Source organism: Chryseobacterium gregarium DSM 19109 (genome assembly GCF_000430845.1).
Taxonomy (GTDB): domain Bacteria; phylum Bacteroidota; class Bacteroidia; order Flavobacteriales; family Weeksellaceae; genus Chryseobacterium; species Chryseobacterium gregarium.
This window is the reverse complement of record NZ_AUMU01000011.1, coordinates 56,834-72,454: the sequence shown is the minus strand read 5'-3', so window position 1 is coordinate 72,454 and position 15,621 is coordinate 56,834. Positions and strand designations below refer to the sequence as shown.

The following is a 15,621-nucleotide window of genomic DNA, read 5'->3' as shown; positions in this document are numbered from 1 at the left end:
TTCAATAAGAGCGTACAATGATTGTGCCGTGTAAATATGTTTGCGGCGTGTGTGGTATTTAATTAAGTTCTTTGAAACAAGCTTTAGCCTGAAGGTATTGCAGTGTTAAATTAAGATTATGTTCACCAACATTGGCTTTGTCTAAAATGACATTGATGTATGGGTCTACTTTAATATAGAGATATTGATTATCTATTATACAATATGTAATTGTTTCCCATGTAAATTTATACTCAGACTTATAATTTTTAAATGAGAAATATTTTTGGGAAAATTCCCAAATAACATCTTTTGAATTTTGATTTAGGGCTTTGATTTCTCTGTTTAAAAGATCATTAAATTTTTTTTTGGCTTTTGTATACAGTAAAAGATAATTGAAGAAAATAACAAAATACATTAATCCTACGCCTAAGAAAAAGTACCCAAAATATTCTTTGTAAAAAAGCATAAAAGCAAATAATAAAAGAAATGAAATTCCCCAAAAAAGGTTTTTATAGTTTTTCTTTAAGTTATTTTTCCAAATCCTTTTAAATTCGTATTGCTGTATTTTTGATAAGATTTCTTCTGAGTTTGGCGTATTGTAAGTAAGAATTTCTTCGGTCATGATTGATTTAAATAAAAAAAGCGGAGAAAAACCCCCGCTTCTAATTTATGCTTTTAAATTTAATTTCAGTTCCAGTTCATCGAGCTGCTCATCAGCAATGGCCGCCGGTGCATCAATCATTACATCCCGTCCTGAATTGTTCTTAGGGAAAGCGATGTAATCCCTGATCACTTCGTTTCCGTCAAGAATCGCTACCAGGCGGTCAAACCCGAATGCCAGGCCACCGTGAGGCGGAGCTCCGTATTTGAAGGCGTTCATTAAGAATCCGAACTGCGCTTCCGCTTCTTCTTTTGAGAATCCTAATAAATCAAACATTCTTGACTGTAGCTCCCGATCAAAAATCCTGATCGAACCGCCGCCGATTTCATTTCCGTTCAACACCATATCGTAAGCGTTGGCTCTTGCCTTTCCGGGATCTGTATCCAGTAAATGGATGTCTTCCGGTTTTGGAGAAGTGAACGGGTGGTGCATGGCGTGGTATCGTCCGCTTTCCTCATCAAATTCCAACAGGGGGAAATCCACCACCCAAAGCGGTGCGAAAACGTCTCCTTTTCTTAATCCCAAACGGTTTCCAAGTTCCATTCTCAACGCAGAAAGCTGGGTTCTTACTTTGTGTTCGTTCCCGGAAAGGATCAGCATTAAGTCACTTTCTTTCGCTCCGAATTTTTCAATAATTTTTGCTAAGTCTTCCTCGTTATAAAATTTATTGACCGAAGAAGTCTTAACGCCGTCATTCTGGAATTTTGCCCAAACCATTCCTGAAGCGCCGATCTGAGGTCTTTTAACCCAGTCAACAAGCTCGTCGATCTGTTTTCTTGTGTAGTCTGCACAGCCTTCCACATTGATTCCGACAACCAGTTCGGCTTCATCAAATATTTTAAAATCTTTCCCTTTAACCAAATCGTTCAGTTCTACGAATTCCATCCCGAAACGGATATCCGGTTTGTCGTTTCCGTATTTCTGCATGGCATCCGCAAACGTCATTCTCGGGAAAGTCCCGAATTCCTGTCCGGTAATGTCTTTAATCAGGGTTTTCGTCATGCCTTCAAAAACATTCATCACATCTTCCTGGTCCACGAAAGCCATTTCACAGTCGATCTGTGTAAATTCCGGCTGTCTGTCGGCTCTTAAATCTTCGTCACGGAAGCATTTAACGATCTGGAAATATTTATCCATTCCACCCACCATCAGTAATTGCTTGAAAGTCTGCGGAGACTGCGGCAATGCGTAAAACTGGCCCGGGTTCATTCTGCTCGGCACCACGAAATCTCTTGCCCCTTCCGGCGTAGATTTAATTAGAACCGGTGTTTCAACCTCGATAAATCCTTCGTCTGAAAGATAATTCCTTACTTTCTGCGCCATTTTATGACGGAAAATCAGTTTATCCCGCACCGGCGCTCTTCTGATGTCTAGGTAACGGTATTTCATTCTTAATTCTTCACCACCGTCTGTTTCTTCTTCAATGGTGAAAGGCGGAAGCTGGGATTCATTAAGAACGGTTAGTTTTTCAACTAAAATTTCAATTTCCCCTGTCGGGATATTGGGGTTTTTGCTTACCCTTTCAATCACTTTTCCTGTTACCTGAATCACAAATTCACGTCCCAGTTTTTTTGCCTGTTCCATGAGTTCCGCTGAAGAACGGTCCTGATCGAAAACCAGCTGGGTAATTCCGTAACGATCCCGGAGATCGATCCAAATCATAAATCCTTTATCCCGGATGGTCTGTACCCATCCTGAAAGTGTAACTTCTTCATTAAGATTTTTGAGCGTTAATTCTCCGTTGGTGTGCGATCGAAACATTTGTTTTAGATGTTAGATATTAGACTTCAGATATCAGACTGTAATTTGGTCTGATTTTTCGTTGGCAAAGATAGGTTTTTTGAAAGTTTTAGAAACAAAAAAACTCCCCGAAGGAAGTTTTTGATCATCTGAGTTTGAAATTACTTGCCTCATTGGGTTTTAAAATTATTCTTTAATCCAATTCACCGCTTTTTCCAGTACTTCATCTTTATTGTTTCTAATTCCGTCAACCGTCGGCTTTACCTCAACATCGGGAACGATTCCTATTCGCTGGGTTTCTGTCCCGTCCGGATAATAAACGCCGATTCCGCTGATCATGGTTGAAATATTTCCTGGAAGTGCAATATCTGAAACATTTCCGTCGGCTCCTGCAGTCGTAGAACCGAAAATTTTAGAATTTGGAGCTGTCCTGAAAGCCATTGTATGGTATTCTGCACTGCTCTGCGTGATCTCATTGATTAAAATAGCAATTTTTCCTTTATAAAAATTGTTTCCGCTTCCGGGGATTTTCTGGTTTGATGTGAAAGTGAAAAGTCCGGGCTGACTGTTGTCAGTATTGGTGAATTTTACAAATTCCGTAGGGTTTTGTTTGAGTAGTTTTCCCATTTTAACAGTTACGAAATCAGAAGGATAATTCCTGAAATCAATCACCAGGCCTTTTGTGGTTTTAATCTGATTAAAAACATCATCAAGATTTTTGGAATCTACACTTCCCATATAGACATATGCTATATTGCTGTCGAGCATTTTTAAAAATTCGTTTTCTTTCTTTTTATAATTAAGCTCTTTGAAAGAATAGGTCTTTATTGTTTTTGTCTCTGTATTTCCGTTTCTTGAAATGGTAAGGGCAATTTTTTCGGAATTGCTTTTTAAAATGTTGTAGGCTATATTTCTCAATTGGGTCGGATAATTGGAAGCCGGTGTATATTTTAATCTGTTCTTAACAATATTTTCTACATTTTCACCATTGATTTCAGTAATCACATCTCCCTTCTGAAGTCCGCTTTCTTTACTCACGTTATCGTTGTAGAAATCATCAACAATTAATTTGTTTTCAGTAAATATTACTTTCATCGGAGGATTTCTTTCGCCGAAATATTTTTCCAGCACTTTGTTATTCCCCCAGATTCCTGCGTGAGTGTCATGGATTCTTGCGATGATTTCTAATGAGGCAAGGGTATATTCCGTTTCGTTTTTTGCGTTTAAGAATGTTGGGATAAATTCCGGCAACACGCCTTTCCAGTCTTCATTGATGAGGTTTTTATAAGGGAAATAGTACTGAATCATATTCCAGTATCTGTAAAGAGCCAACAGGCGGAATCCTTCATCAGGATAAGTCATGTTTTCATAAGCTTTTTCGTTTTTAAAATCTGGATTTTTAACACCACTGACAAAATCCACATAATAGTTTACTTTTGGTCTCTTTGCATTTTTAAGCTGTAGCAGTTTTTCTTCCAGTTCTTTTGAAAATCCTGAATTTGTAATCCAATCCAGGTCCGGTTTTATTTTTATATCTTTTTCGTCTTGAAAAGGTGATTTTTCGGTTTGGAAAGTTCCCAATCCATTAATCCAGTTTGCCAGAACCTGATCTCTTTCTGTTGCGGAAACACCATTGATTTTTGGAAGGATTCTGAACAGTTCGTAATCCCAGTTATAGTTTCCTGCCGCAACATTGGGATGGTAATACTTTAAATATCCCCAGATCAGGCCGAGACTTTTCAGGTTGCTGATACTGTTTGGATCTAAATTGAGATGGCTTATTCTGGAACCGTTATCAAATTCTTTATCTGCATCTGCTTTGGTTAGTTTCTTTTCAAAAACCTTCGCCTTTTTAATATCTTTTCCGTCAATACTTATTTTCAGGTTATCAACCCACATCTTTCCCTTTCCAGATAATAGAGCTCCCAAAACAATTTTATTAGAATTTTCGGGAGACATAGTAAGGGTTATTTCATATTTTGTCCATGGCTTAGTGCCTTTAATCCCTTTGTTCTGCATATTGTCGAAAGCAACCTGAGGATCGATACGCATCCAAAGTCCGGCAAAACCGTCTGTGATATTTTCAGTTTTAATGTATCCTGAAACGGTTATTCTTTTTCCGGCATAATTTTCCGGAAGTGTGAAACCAAGGGCTTTGAAACCGTTATTTTCATCAGACTCAATGGCAGCAGAGAATTTTCCTTCCTGCTTTTCGGCAGTATCGGCAAAAACTTTTGCTTTTGCATCACCAAAAACATCCCAGCTTATAGGAAGATTGTTGTCTACTTTTTCAAAATTCAGATTGTCTGTTTTCTTTTGGGCAAAAGAAATAAATTGCATTGCCAGTAAAGGAATAATCAGATATTTTCTCATGGTAAAAAATTTTTTCAAATCTAGCGGTTAGATTTAATGTCGCTAATGATTTATAAGAATGTTAATATGATTTTATAATGTTAAAGTTTACTTTAACAGAAAATTTTAAGTTTAAATCTTAAAGAATCTTAATCTCTTACATATTCTAAGATGTCTCCGGGCTGGCAATCCAGCGCTTTGCAGATGGCTTCCAGGGTTGAGAGCTTAACCGCCTTTGCCTTCCCTGTCTTGAGAATGGAAAGGTTAGCTTGTGTAATGCCTATTTTTTCGGCAAGTTCCTGCGACTGCATTTTGCGTTTGGCAAGCATCACGTCTACGTTGATTATTATCGGCATAACTAAATGGTTAAATCTGCTTGATTTTGAAGTTCAAGACCTTTTTTGAAAAATTCTACTACGAATAATATTAATCCGCCAAAAAAAAGAAATGATATTCCGGAGTAAGTGAAGGCATACATATCTTTTGCATTAAAAAAGTTAATTGTAACCATAGCTACTGTAAAAATAATATTAAGCCATCCGAATCTTCTTAACCAAAGTACGACTTTGACATTAAATACATTTTCGCTGCTGATCCCTTTAAAAATCTGGCAGCTGCTATAGAAAAAGAGTAAGAAAAAAATGCTGCTTGTTATGTTACTGAGTACAGATCCTAAATTGAATAATCCCGTTACAAGATTCAACTTAGTGAAAGGGATAAAGAATTTGAATTTCATAACATTATCCATTGGTAGTGTCCATCTGTTTCTAGACCAGCCCACGTCAGTTCCGATGATGAAAAAATCTGAAAGTATATGGTTTCCCGTCTTAAAGTTATAGTATGAAACAGCAAAACCTACAAGTGTATAAATACATTGCAACGCAAATAAAATGAATAATAAAAAAAGCAGATAGCTAATGTATTGTGAAAGAGAATTTTTTCCAATAATTTTCATGAATTAATATTTTATTACTGCAAATTTATAAATATTTATTGTTTTACGATAAATGTTTATTGTAAATTTTAATATGTGGTAAAACTTTTCCTATGCTAAGCGGTAATTATTTATGAATCGATACTTTTGCGGGAAACTTAATGATAAGATAATGACGAAATATATTGCCTTCATAAAGAAAGCGCTGAACGGCGAAGAGGCGGATTATACCCAGGGCAGCATAAGGAGCGCGGTGCTTCTTCTGGCTATTCCGATGATGCTTGAAATGGCGATGGAATCTGTTTTTGCGCTGGTTGATTTATATTTCGTCGGACATCTGAAAGAAAGCGGGTATGCTATCCAGACCGTTGGGCTTACAGAATCTGTACTGTCCGTCATGTATTCCATTGCCATCGGGATGAGTATGGCTGCGACAGCAGTGGTGGCCCGAAGGATCGGCGAGAAGAATCCTGAGCAGGCTTCCCGGAGCGCTGCACAGGTCTTATTGGTTTCTCTTGTCATCACTGTCGTTTTAAGTTTCTTCGGAGTGGTTTATGCAGAAGAAATCCTGATCCTGATGGGGTCAAAACCTGAAGCAGCGGCTTACGGGAAAGATTTTACAAGAATTATGATGGGGAGCAGTGTGATTATTATGCTTTTATTCCTGATCAACGGGATTTTCAGGGGAGCCGGAAATGCAGCTATTGCCATGAAATCGCTCTGGATCGCCAATATTGCCAACATTATTCTATGTCCCGTTTTAATCAAAGGTTTCGGGCCGATCCCGGCAATGGGTCTGACAGGAGCTGCTTTGGCAATGACCATCGGGAGAAGTCTGGGCGTGATATACCAGTTGTACCACCTGCTGATTGCGGATACGAGGCTTAGGATTCTGACTCATTATTTTAAACCGGATTTCAGAATGATAAAATCGGTTGTAAAAATTGCGACACCGGGAATTTTCCAGTTTGTGATCGCTTCCTGCAGCTGGATTTTCTTAGCTCAGCTGGTGGCCACTACAGGAGGTGAAAATGCATCGGCAGGCTATCAGACTGCATTGCGGCTCATGATGTTCTTTATGCTTCCGGCCTGGGGGTTAAGCAATGCCGCCTCTACTCTGGTGGGACAGAATATGGGAGCCGGCAAAATGCTAAGGGCCGAGCAGTCCGTGATGAAAACGGTAGTATACAATGTTATATTCATGGCGACTGTAAGTTTGATATTTTTCTTTTTGGGAGACTTTTTAGTAGGGTTTTTCACGCAGGATGCTGAAATTAAAAGTTTTGCTAAAAATGCATTGCATATTATGAGTATCGGATTTATTTTCTATGGCATCGGTATGGTGATGATCAATGCGTTTAACGGAGCCGGGGATACCTGGACGCCTACCTGGGTTAATCTTTTCGGGTTCTGGCTGTTTCAGATTCCGCTGGCTTATTTTCTGTCAAAATATTTGGAAATGGGGCCTAAAGGAGTTTTCATATCGATTCCTGCTGCAGAAACCATCATTACTGTTGTTGCTTTTATTTTATTTAAAACAGGGAAATGGAAAACCGTAAAAGTTTAGTTTTATAAAAATTTTAACAGCCTCAGTTTTTATTTTCAGGGTATATTTTCTAATTTCGTAAGAAATCAACTAAACATCTATTATTATGGGAAAAGGAGACAGAAAATCCAGAAGAGGTAAAATCAACAACGGAAGCTATGGAAAAAGAAGGCTGAGAAAAGCTTCAAAACCAGTCACTGCTTCAGAAGAAAAAGCAAAGAGCTAAATCATAAAAAGGCCGGAGAATATTTTCCCAGGCCTTTTTTATATAACAAAATTAAATTAATTATTTTCCGCCCAGAAAGCTTCCCAGGATATCTCCCAATCCACCTCCGCTTTGCTGTTTCTTCGGATCTCCTCCGCCTAAGATGTTCCCCAGAATGTCATTTAACGGATTTCCGCCACCTGATGATTGGGAATCATTTTTACCAAGGACACTTCCCAAAAGATCATTCAGCGGGTTAGACTGCTGTTGCTGGGCCTGAGTTTGCGCACCTCCTAAAATTCCTCCTAAAAGATCCCCCAAACCTCCTGCGCCTACATTGTTCTGCTGTTTCTCCCTGCCGATATATCCCATAATAATGGGGGCCAGCATGGATAAAACAGGACCGATCTTATCAATGGAAATCCCGGTATTCTGGGAAAGCTTGTTTTCCACATTTTGTTTGTCGCCTCCGAATATATGATTCAGAATGGAACCGCCTTCGTCCTGCCGTGCCTCTGCCTGCGAAACATCATCGAGAATACTTCCATCGTGGTCTTTATCCAGAGCACTGTTCAGAGATTCGGCCTCCTTGGAATCCTGGGATTTTTTACGGAGATAAGAAATGATCAGCGGCGCGGCTACTGCGAGCAAAGCAATAATCTGGTTTCTGCTGATCCCGAATTTCTGCTCGGCTTTTTCAGCCACCTGGGTACCTGTATTTCCTGTAAGTAAATCAATTAAATTCATAGTCTGTGCATATTTGGATTGATACACTAACCTAGCAAAAAATATTCCCTAAATTTCTAAACACAGCCTGAGGGGTTCTGTATTCAATTTTTCAGGATCGGAACATTGGAACAGGCTTCACCAAACATCAGTGATTTAACAATGGGCTGCAGCTGTTCTACCAGTTCTATATACGCATTTTCAGGGATTTCTTTATCTGAACAGCCTTTTACCAGAACCCGCTTTCCTCTCATTCCTTCAAAGTCGTACTTCTGAACGGCATTATGCATTAAAAGAACCTCAAGATCTTCACGGTTTCCGAAAACGATCTTTTTAGTTACTTCTGCAAGCCTGGCCGTGATTAAAAAATAGGCCCAAAGCGGGACGATAGCCTCTGCGGAATTGTAAATATATACGTAAGCATCTCGGTATTCTTCAACGTCAATGGCTGCTACTTTTTCACGGAAATCCTTTTCTTTTAAAATCATTTCCATAAAAAGGAAATCTTTCAGGTCGATACCTTTTCTGATGCCTTTCGGAATCAAGTCGGTAAGGTCAAAATTGATAAGGCCACTTTCTGCAACTTTATTTCGGATTTCAAATTCTTCTGACATTTTTTATCATTATCTTTGAACAAATTTACAAATTAAGATGATAAGGATCTTATTTTGTTCTCTATTCCTGTCATAGAAACCTCCCATAATTAACCATTACCCGGGAAAATAAAATTAACAAGAGGTTGCTGATGGCCAAAACAAATAAAAGATTTCAAAAGGGATGAAATATTATATTATTGCAGGAGAAGCTTCCGGAGATCTGCACGGAAGTAATTTGATGAAAGCTTTAAAAGAAAAGGATTCACGTTCAGAATTCAGGTTCTGGGGCGGTGACCTGATGTATGCACAGGGCGGAGTTTTGGTAAAACATTACCGGGATCTTGCATTTATGGGATTTCTTGAAGTGGCGATGAACCTGAAAACGATTCTGAACAACATTAAGTTTTGTAAGGAAGATATAAGAAATAACCGGCCGGATGTCTTAATCCTGGTTGACTACCCGGGATTTAATTTAAGAATTGCAAAATTTGCCAAGGAACTGGGAATAAAAGTAATATACTACATTTCCCCGCAGCTTTGGGCCTGGAAAGAGGGCAGGGTAGAGATCGTTAAAAAGTATGTGGATGAGATGATGGTGATTCTTCCCTTTGAAAAAGAGTTCTACAATAAGCATGGCATTCATTCCCATTTTGTAGGCCATCCGTTGCTGGATGCCATTTCGACCCTTGAGGATATCGAAGAAGACTATTTTAAGGCGGATCATGGATTGAATGAAAAAGAAATTATTGCTTTACTGCCAGGCTCCAGAAAGCAGGAAGTGGAAAAAATGCTGGATATTATGCTGTCTGTAAGGCCTTATTTCAAAGACTATCAGTTTGTTATTGCCGGTGCTCCCAGCCTCCCTAAAGATTTTTACGAAAAGTATGTGGATGACAATGTTCATTTTGTGTCCAATAAAACCTATGATCTGCTGAGGTGTTCAAAGGCGGCACTTGTAACTTCCGGAACGGCAACCCTGGAAACGGCTCTGCTGAATGTCCCTGAAATAGTGTGTTACAGAGGGAGTGCAATTTCTTACGCCATTGCCAAAAGACTGGTGAAAAATATCAAATACATTTCACTGGTTAATCTGATTATGGACCGGGAAGTAGTAAAAGAGCTTATTCAAAACGAACTGAATACCGGTAATCTGGTAAACGAACTGAATAAAATTCTGGAAACGGATAAAAGATTCAATGTTTTTAAAGATTACGAACTGTTAAGGGAAAAGCTTGGCGGGAAAGGAGCCAGCGAAAAGGCAGCTGAGATCATTTTAAAAGCTTAAAAATTTTAATTATTTATAAATAATCGAAGGAAATTTTTCTGCGATTATTCTTTTTCAGGATGAATGTGATCCTATTTTTAAAAAATTAAGCTGTTGATTTGCAAAATTTTATTCAAATAAATATTTTTGGATACCACAAATTTTGATTTTGAATAAACAGCCGCTTCTTATTCTGGTCATCTGCTTTATCCTCGGGATTTTCTTTCAGGATCAGTTTTCTTTGGGCGAAAATTCTACTTCTTTTATTATCGGGTTTTGTCTCGCTGTTCTGATCTCTACATTTTTTAAGCCTTATTTCTTTTATAAAGCAAAACCTTATCTGCTGGGATGCATGTTTTTCGGGATAGGGATTGTTCTGCATTTTTTCAATTCTCCTCCTTCTCATCAGGCTATTCTGCCTTCTCAGAATCAAACTATTGTTTTCAGGATTTCCAGGAAACTTAATTCAAATGAAAAGAACCGGAAGTATGAGGCGTCGGTGCAGGCTGGAAAAGAGCATTTCAATGCCGTTTTATATATTCCGAAAAGTGAACAACTGTTAGACTTTAACCATTATTATAAAACGCAGGCTTATATATCAGAACCAAAATCTCCTCAATACGATTTCCAGTTTGATTATGCACAATATTTAGGGCGTAAGAATATTGATTATCAATGTTATATCACTGAGTCAGTAGTGTCTTCAGAAAGAGGTGATCTGAGTATATATGAAAAATTTTCTCAGAACAGATTAGAAGTTCTGCAGAATATTAATACCACCGAAATGTCCCCAGTATCACGGGAGTTTTTAAAAGGCATTATCCTTGCAGACCGCACTGAAATCGATGCGCAGACGGTTCAGGATTTCAACAGATCGGGGCTGGTGCATTTCCTGGCCATTTCAGGGACGCATATCGTAGTGATTTTCGGATTGTTTTATTTGATTTTGATTAAGATTTTACCTTTGAAGCTCAGGAAATATGCCATTATTTCAAGTCTTGTTTTTATCTGGCTTTTTACCATATTTATCGGTTTCGGAAGTTCGGTGGTACGTTCCAGTATTATGCTGACGGTTTATTTTATCTATGTTTTGCTTCAGCGAAAGCCTGACCTGTTGCATTCTTTGTCGCTTTCGGCTTTTATTATTTTAATTGCTGATACGCAACAGGTTTTTGACGTAGGTTTTCAGTTGAGCTTTATGGCTGTTCTCGGGATCTTCTGGCTGAATCAGCCGATATTAAAATATTTTCCCAAACAGGACCATTGGTTTAAAAAGATCGTTTTCAATACGGTTTCTGTTTCCCTGTCTGCGCAGCTGGCCACACTTCCTTTGGTTCTGTATTATTTCCATCAGTTCTCATTCATCTCAATTGTTGCTAATTTTTTTATTGTCCCGTTTTCGGAGATTATTATAGTACTGTCTTTTGCCATGACTGCTTTAATAGCCTTCGGACTTGATTTTAATCTGATTGATATGGTTTATGACTTTGTTATTCAGGTTTTGCTGAAGGTTATTCACTGGTTCGCAGGTTTTAATACCGTGTTTTTTGATAATATTCCAATGAATCTTATTGAGGTGCTTTCCCTGTTTGGCATTGTTTATCTGATAAGGTTTGTGGTCTTAAAATTAAATTTCAGAAATTCTGCCAGATTTCTTATGGCTGTTCTCGTTTTTTTTATCTTAAGGTTCAGCTTTAACATCTATGAAAATCAAAAAACGGAAATTCTCGTTCATGAATTCTCCAATAATAAAATACTGTCCGTAAAGAAAGGGGACAAAGCCTGCTTCTGGATTACGGAAAATGCAGACCGTGATAAAACCGTTCAGTTTATTATTAACCCTTACCGGTCCTCACGGCGGCTAAGGAATGTCGAGATTAGATATCTTCCGGCATCTGTACAGGCAGTTACCTGTAACGGCAAAACATATTCTTTAAATTAAAGGGCAGATTTTTATTTTTTCTTTATTTAAAATGCTTTACATTCTTATTTAGAAACATTACAAACTGGCTTTTTGTGAGATTTCTCACTTTTTGTTGTAGTTAACATTTCTTAATTTTGTTGAAAATCAAATTTAAACTTATATGGCAGGTTTAACAAGTTCTACGATAGGTAGAAAGTATGCTATGGCATTGTCGGCTATTTTTTTGCTGATATTTCTGGTGATGCACCTTACTGTAAACCTTTTGTCGGTTTTTGGTGAGAGTGCTTACAATAATGCTTCGCAGTTTATGGGGTATAATCCCTTAATTCAATTTATAATGCAGCCGGTTCTGATATTTGCTGTGGTATTCCATTTTGTAATGGGATTTGTTTTGGAAATTAAAAACCGGTCAGCACGTCCTGTTAAATATGAATCAAACAATCCTTCTCACAATTCAACCTGGATGTCCAGAAATATGATTATTTCCGGGGCTGTGATTTTGGCTTTTATTTTTCTTCATATGTATGATTTCTGGTTTCATGAGATGAATTACAAATACATAGACGGATTACCGGTAGAAGAATCCCGTTTCTGGGGGGATCTTCATGCAAAGTTTGAAGATGTCTGGAGGGTCATTCTCTATGTGATTTCCTTTATTTTATTGGGATTGCATTTAGGTCACGGTTTCCAGTCTTCATTTCAGTCGATCGGAGCGAGGCATCCCAAATATACCCCGGTAATTATGGCATTAGGGAAATGGTATTCTATCCTGATCCCGGCAGGTTTTATTTTTATCGCAGTTTTTCATTTTGTAACTCAATAATATCAGTATAATAATTATGAGTAAATTAGATTCAAAAATTCCGGCAGGTCCTTTAAAGGATAAGTGGAAAAATCATAAAGACCATATGAACCTTGTTGCCCCGAACAACAGAGACAAGATTGATATTATTGTTGTGGGAACAGGTTTGGCAGGAGGTTCTGCGGCGGCTACTTTAGCTGAGCAGGGCTACAATGTAAAGGCATTCTGTTATCAGGATTCTCCGAGAAGAGCACATTCAATTGCTGCGCAGGGAGGAATTAATGCTGCTAAAAACTATCAGGGAGACGGTGACTCTACGTACAGGTTATTCTATGATACGATTAAAGGAGGTGACTACAGGGCAAGAGAAGCCAACGTTTACAGACTGGCTGAAGTTTCTGCCAATATTATAGACCAGTGTGTTGCTCAGGGCGTTCCTTTCGGCAGAGAATACGGAGGTCAGTTGGATAACCGTTCATTCGGTGGGGTTCAGGTGAAAAGAACATTCTATGCAAAAGGACAGACCGGACAGCAGCTGTTATTAGGTGCCTATTCTGCCATGAGCCGCCAGATCGGTAAAGGAAGGATCAAAATGTACAACCGTCACGAAATGATGGATCTTGTCATTGTTGACGGAAAAGCCAGAGGAATCATTGCAAGAAACCTGGTAACCGGGGAAATTGAAAGACATTCCGCACATGCCGTTGTTATTGCTTCGGGAGGATACGGGAATGTTTATTTTCTTTCTACCAATGCCATGGGATCCAATGTTTCCGCAGCATGGAAAATTCATAAAAAGGGAGCATATTTTGCCAACCCTTGTTATGTACAGATTCACCCGACATGTATTCCGGTTCACGGAACCCAGCAGTCTAAACTGACACTGATGTCTGAATCCTTAAGAAACTCCGGAAGAATCTGGGTTCCTAAGAAAATTGAAGATTCGGTTGCCATCAGAGACGGCAAGCTGAGACCTGAAAACATCAAAGAAGAAGACCGGGATTATTATCTGGAAAGAAGATACCCTGCGTTCGGTAACCTTGTGCCTAGGGACGTTGCTTCCAGGGCAGCCAAGGAAAGATGTGACGCCGGTTACGGAATTGAAAATAATGATACCAAGGAAGGCGTTTACCTTGATTTCTCAACAGAGATCATGAAAAAAGGTAGAGAAGCCGCCATTGAAAAACATATCCAGAATCCTACAGACCAGCAGCTTTACGACCTTGGTAAAAGCTGGGTAGAGGAAAAGTACGGTAACTTATTCGTAATGTACGAGAAGATTACGGCTGATGACCCTTATAAAACACCAATGAAGATTTATCCTGCGGTTCACTATACCATGGGAGGAGTTTGGGTGGATTATAACCTTCAGTCTACCATTCCGGGATGTTTTGTGATCGGAGAAGCCAATTTCTCAGACCATGGCGCCAACAGGCTGGGAGCTTCCGCTTTGATGCAGGGGCTTGCTGACGGATATTTTGTACTTCCTTACACTATTGCAGATTACCTTTCTTCGGATATCAGAACGGGAACGGTACCTACAGCGTCTGCATCATTTGACGAAGCTGAGAAAGGAATTAAAGAGAAAGTTGATTTCTTCTTAAATAATAAAGGTGCGCATTCAGTAGATTATTTCCACAAGCAATTGGGACACATCATGTGGAACAAAGTAGGGATGGGAAGAACTCCTGAAGGGTTGAGAGAAGCGATCAGAGAAATTGAAGCCGTAAGAAACGATTTCTGGAAAAATGTAAATGTGCCCGGTGATAATGACGGGATGAATACGGAGCTTGAAAAAGCCTTCAGGGTAGCAGACTTCCTTGAATTGGGTCAGTTGATGGCTATAGATGCGCTGCACAGAAATGAATCTTGTGGAGGCCATTTCCGTGAAGACCATTCTACTCCGGACGGAGAAGCGGAAAGAGATGACGTGAACTTCAAATATGTCGGAATCTGGGAGTATCAGGGGAATGATATCAATACAGAAGTGTTGCATAAAGAAGACCTGATCTATGATAACATCGAGGTAAAAACGAGAAGTTACAAATAATCTCCAATCTTTAAATATACAATTATGAGTGCAAAAAAAGGCTTACATCTTACGCTGAAAATTTGGAGACAAAAAAATAATAAATCTAAAGGTCAGTTTGAGACTTATAAAATATCGGATGTATCCACAGATTCATCATTTTTGGAAATGCTGGACATCCTTAACGAAAATCTTATTAACGAAGGAAAAGAGCCGATTGCTTTCGACCACGACTGTCGTGAAGGGATCTGCGGGATGTGTTCGCTTTATATCAACGGCAGGGCACACGGTCCGGACACAGGGATCACTACCTGTCAGCTTCACATGAGAATGTTCAAAGACGGTGAGACCATCGTTATTGAACCTTGGAGAAGTGCTGCTTTCCCGGTAATCAAAGATTTAATCGTAGACAGAAGTGCATTTGACAGGATCATGGCTGCCGGCGGCTTTATTTCGGTAAACACTTCAGGAAATACATTGGACGCCAATGCAATCCCGGTTCCTAAAGAAGACGCGGACAAAGCAATGGATGCTGCCGCATGTATCAGCTGTGGTGCCTGTGTGGCATCGTGTAAAAACGGGTCTGCCATGCTGTTCGTAGGCGCTAAAGTATCTCAGTTTGCTCTTCTGCCTCAGGGTAGAGTGGAGGCGAAACGAAGAGTGTTGAACATGGTAACGGCTATGGACGAAGAAGGTTTCGGAAACTGTTCCAATACCGGTGCCTGTGAAGTGGAATGCCCGAAAGGCATCTCCCTAGAAAACATTGCCAGAATGAACCGTGAGTATATCGTGGCTCTGGCTGACAAAGCATAAAAATTGATTTAATATACCTGAAAAATCGTCTCCTTACCGGATGGCGA

Annotated in this window: 14 protein-coding genes; 7 read left to right on the top strand and 7 right to left on the bottom strand. The window is 39.2% G+C overall.

Translation table 11 applies throughout. The features are described from left to right. Window positions 1-58 precede the first annotated feature (58 nt). The 5 genes from H561_RS0113385 to H561_RS0113360 all read right to left on the bottom strand — a co-directional run bounded on the left by H561_RS0113385 (window position 59) and on the right by H561_RS0113360 (window position 5,690). Window positions 59-604 carry a hypothetical protein gene (locus tag H561_RS0113385; protein ID WP_027387475.1) on the bottom strand — a complete coding sequence of 182 codons (546 nt, stop codon included), beginning with the start codon at window positions 602-604 and terminating at the stop codon, window positions 59-61. 45 nt (window positions 605-649) lie between these two features. Further along, on the bottom strand, window positions 650-2,404 hold the full coding sequence (gene aspS / locus H561_RS0113380; protein ID WP_027387474.1) for an aspartate--tRNA ligase: 1,755 nt from the start codon (window positions 2,402-2,404) through the stop codon (window positions 650-652). A 165-nt stretch (window positions 2,405-2,569) separates the two neighbouring features. Next, the gene (locus tag H561_RS0113370) at window positions 2,570-4,756 is read right to left on the bottom strand and encodes a S41 family peptidase (RefSeq protein ID WP_027387473.1); all 2,187 of its coding nucleotides are present in this window, start codon (window positions 4,754-4,756) and stop codon (window positions 2,570-2,572) included. 128 nt (window positions 4,757-4,884) lie between these two features. Next, entirely contained in the window at window positions 4,885-5,091 is a 207-nt protein-coding gene (locus tag H561_RS0113365; protein WP_027387472.1) for a helix-turn-helix domain-containing protein, read from the bottom strand. Window positions 5,092-5,093: 2 nt separating this feature from the next. Next, a complete protein-coding gene (locus tag H561_RS0113360; protein ID WP_027387471.1) occupies window positions 5,094-5,690 on the bottom strand; it encodes a DUF2975 domain-containing protein in 597 nt (198 codons plus the stop codon). A 151-nt stretch (window positions 5,691-5,841) separates the two neighbouring features. Here H561_RS0113360 and H561_RS0113355 point away from each other — a divergent pair, with 151 nt between their 5' ends. Both H561_RS0113355 and H561_RS23660 read left to right on the top strand, forming a co-directional pair. Further along, window positions 5,842-7,236, top strand: a complete 1,395-nt coding sequence (locus H561_RS0113355; RefSeq protein ID WP_027387470.1) for an MATE family efflux transporter — start codon at window positions 5,842-5,844, stop codon at window positions 7,234-7,236. An 85-nt stretch (window positions 7,237-7,321) separates the two neighbouring features. Beyond that, the gene (locus H561_RS23660; RefSeq protein WP_081411662.1) at window positions 7,322-7,441 is read left to right on the top strand and encodes a 30S ribosomal protein THX; all 120 of its coding nucleotides are present in this window, start codon (window positions 7,322-7,324) and stop codon (window positions 7,439-7,441) included. A gap of 60 nt (window positions 7,442-7,501) precedes the next feature. Here H561_RS23660 and H561_RS0113345 read toward each other — a convergent pair whose 3' ends face one another. Continuing rightward, on the bottom strand, window positions 7,502-8,167 hold the full coding sequence (locus tag H561_RS0113345; RefSeq protein WP_027387469.1) for a DUF937 domain-containing protein: 666 nt from the start codon (window positions 8,165-8,167) through the stop codon (window positions 7,502-7,504). A gap of 83 nt (window positions 8,168-8,250) precedes the next feature. Continuing rightward, entirely contained in the window at window positions 8,251-8,760 is a 510-nt protein-coding gene (locus tag H561_RS0113340; RefSeq protein ID WP_027387468.1) for a DUF2480 family protein, read from the bottom strand. Between the two features lie 163 nt (window positions 8,761-8,923). Between H561_RS0113340 and lpxB the strand changes: the two genes are divergently transcribed. From lpxB to H561_RS0113315, 5 genes are all read left to right on the top strand, one after another. Continuing rightward, window positions 8,924-10,027, top strand: coding sequence for a lipid-A-disaccharide synthase (gene lpxB / locus H561_RS0113335; RefSeq protein WP_027387467.1), 1,104 nt, complete (start codon window positions 8,924-8,926; stop codon window positions 10,025-10,027). A 148-nt stretch (window positions 10,028-10,175) separates the two neighbouring features. After that, window positions 10,176-11,948: a ComEC/Rec2 family competence protein gene (locus tag H561_RS0113330; RefSeq protein WP_027387466.1), complete on the top strand. Its 1,773-nt coding sequence runs from the start codon at window positions 10,176-10,178 to the stop codon at window positions 11,946-11,948. 142 nt (window positions 11,949-12,090) lie between these two features. Continuing rightward, window positions 12,091-12,753, top strand: a complete 663-nt coding sequence (locus tag H561_RS0113325; RefSeq protein WP_027387465.1) for a succinate dehydrogenase cytochrome b subunit — start codon at window positions 12,091-12,093, stop codon at window positions 12,751-12,753. Between the two features lie 16 nt (window positions 12,754-12,769). After that, window positions 12,770-14,782: a fumarate reductase/succinate dehydrogenase flavoprotein subunit gene (locus H561_RS0113320; protein ID WP_027387464.1), complete on the top strand. Its 2,013-nt coding sequence runs from the start codon at window positions 12,770-12,772 to the stop codon at window positions 14,780-14,782. A 24-nt stretch (window positions 14,783-14,806) separates the two neighbouring features. Continuing rightward, complete coding sequence (locus tag H561_RS0113315; RefSeq protein WP_027387463.1) at window positions 14,807-15,574, top strand: succinate dehydrogenase/fumarate reductase iron-sulfur subunit; 768 nt, start codon at window positions 14,807-14,809, stop codon at window positions 15,572-15,574. Window positions 15,575-15,621: the final 47 nt, after the last annotated feature.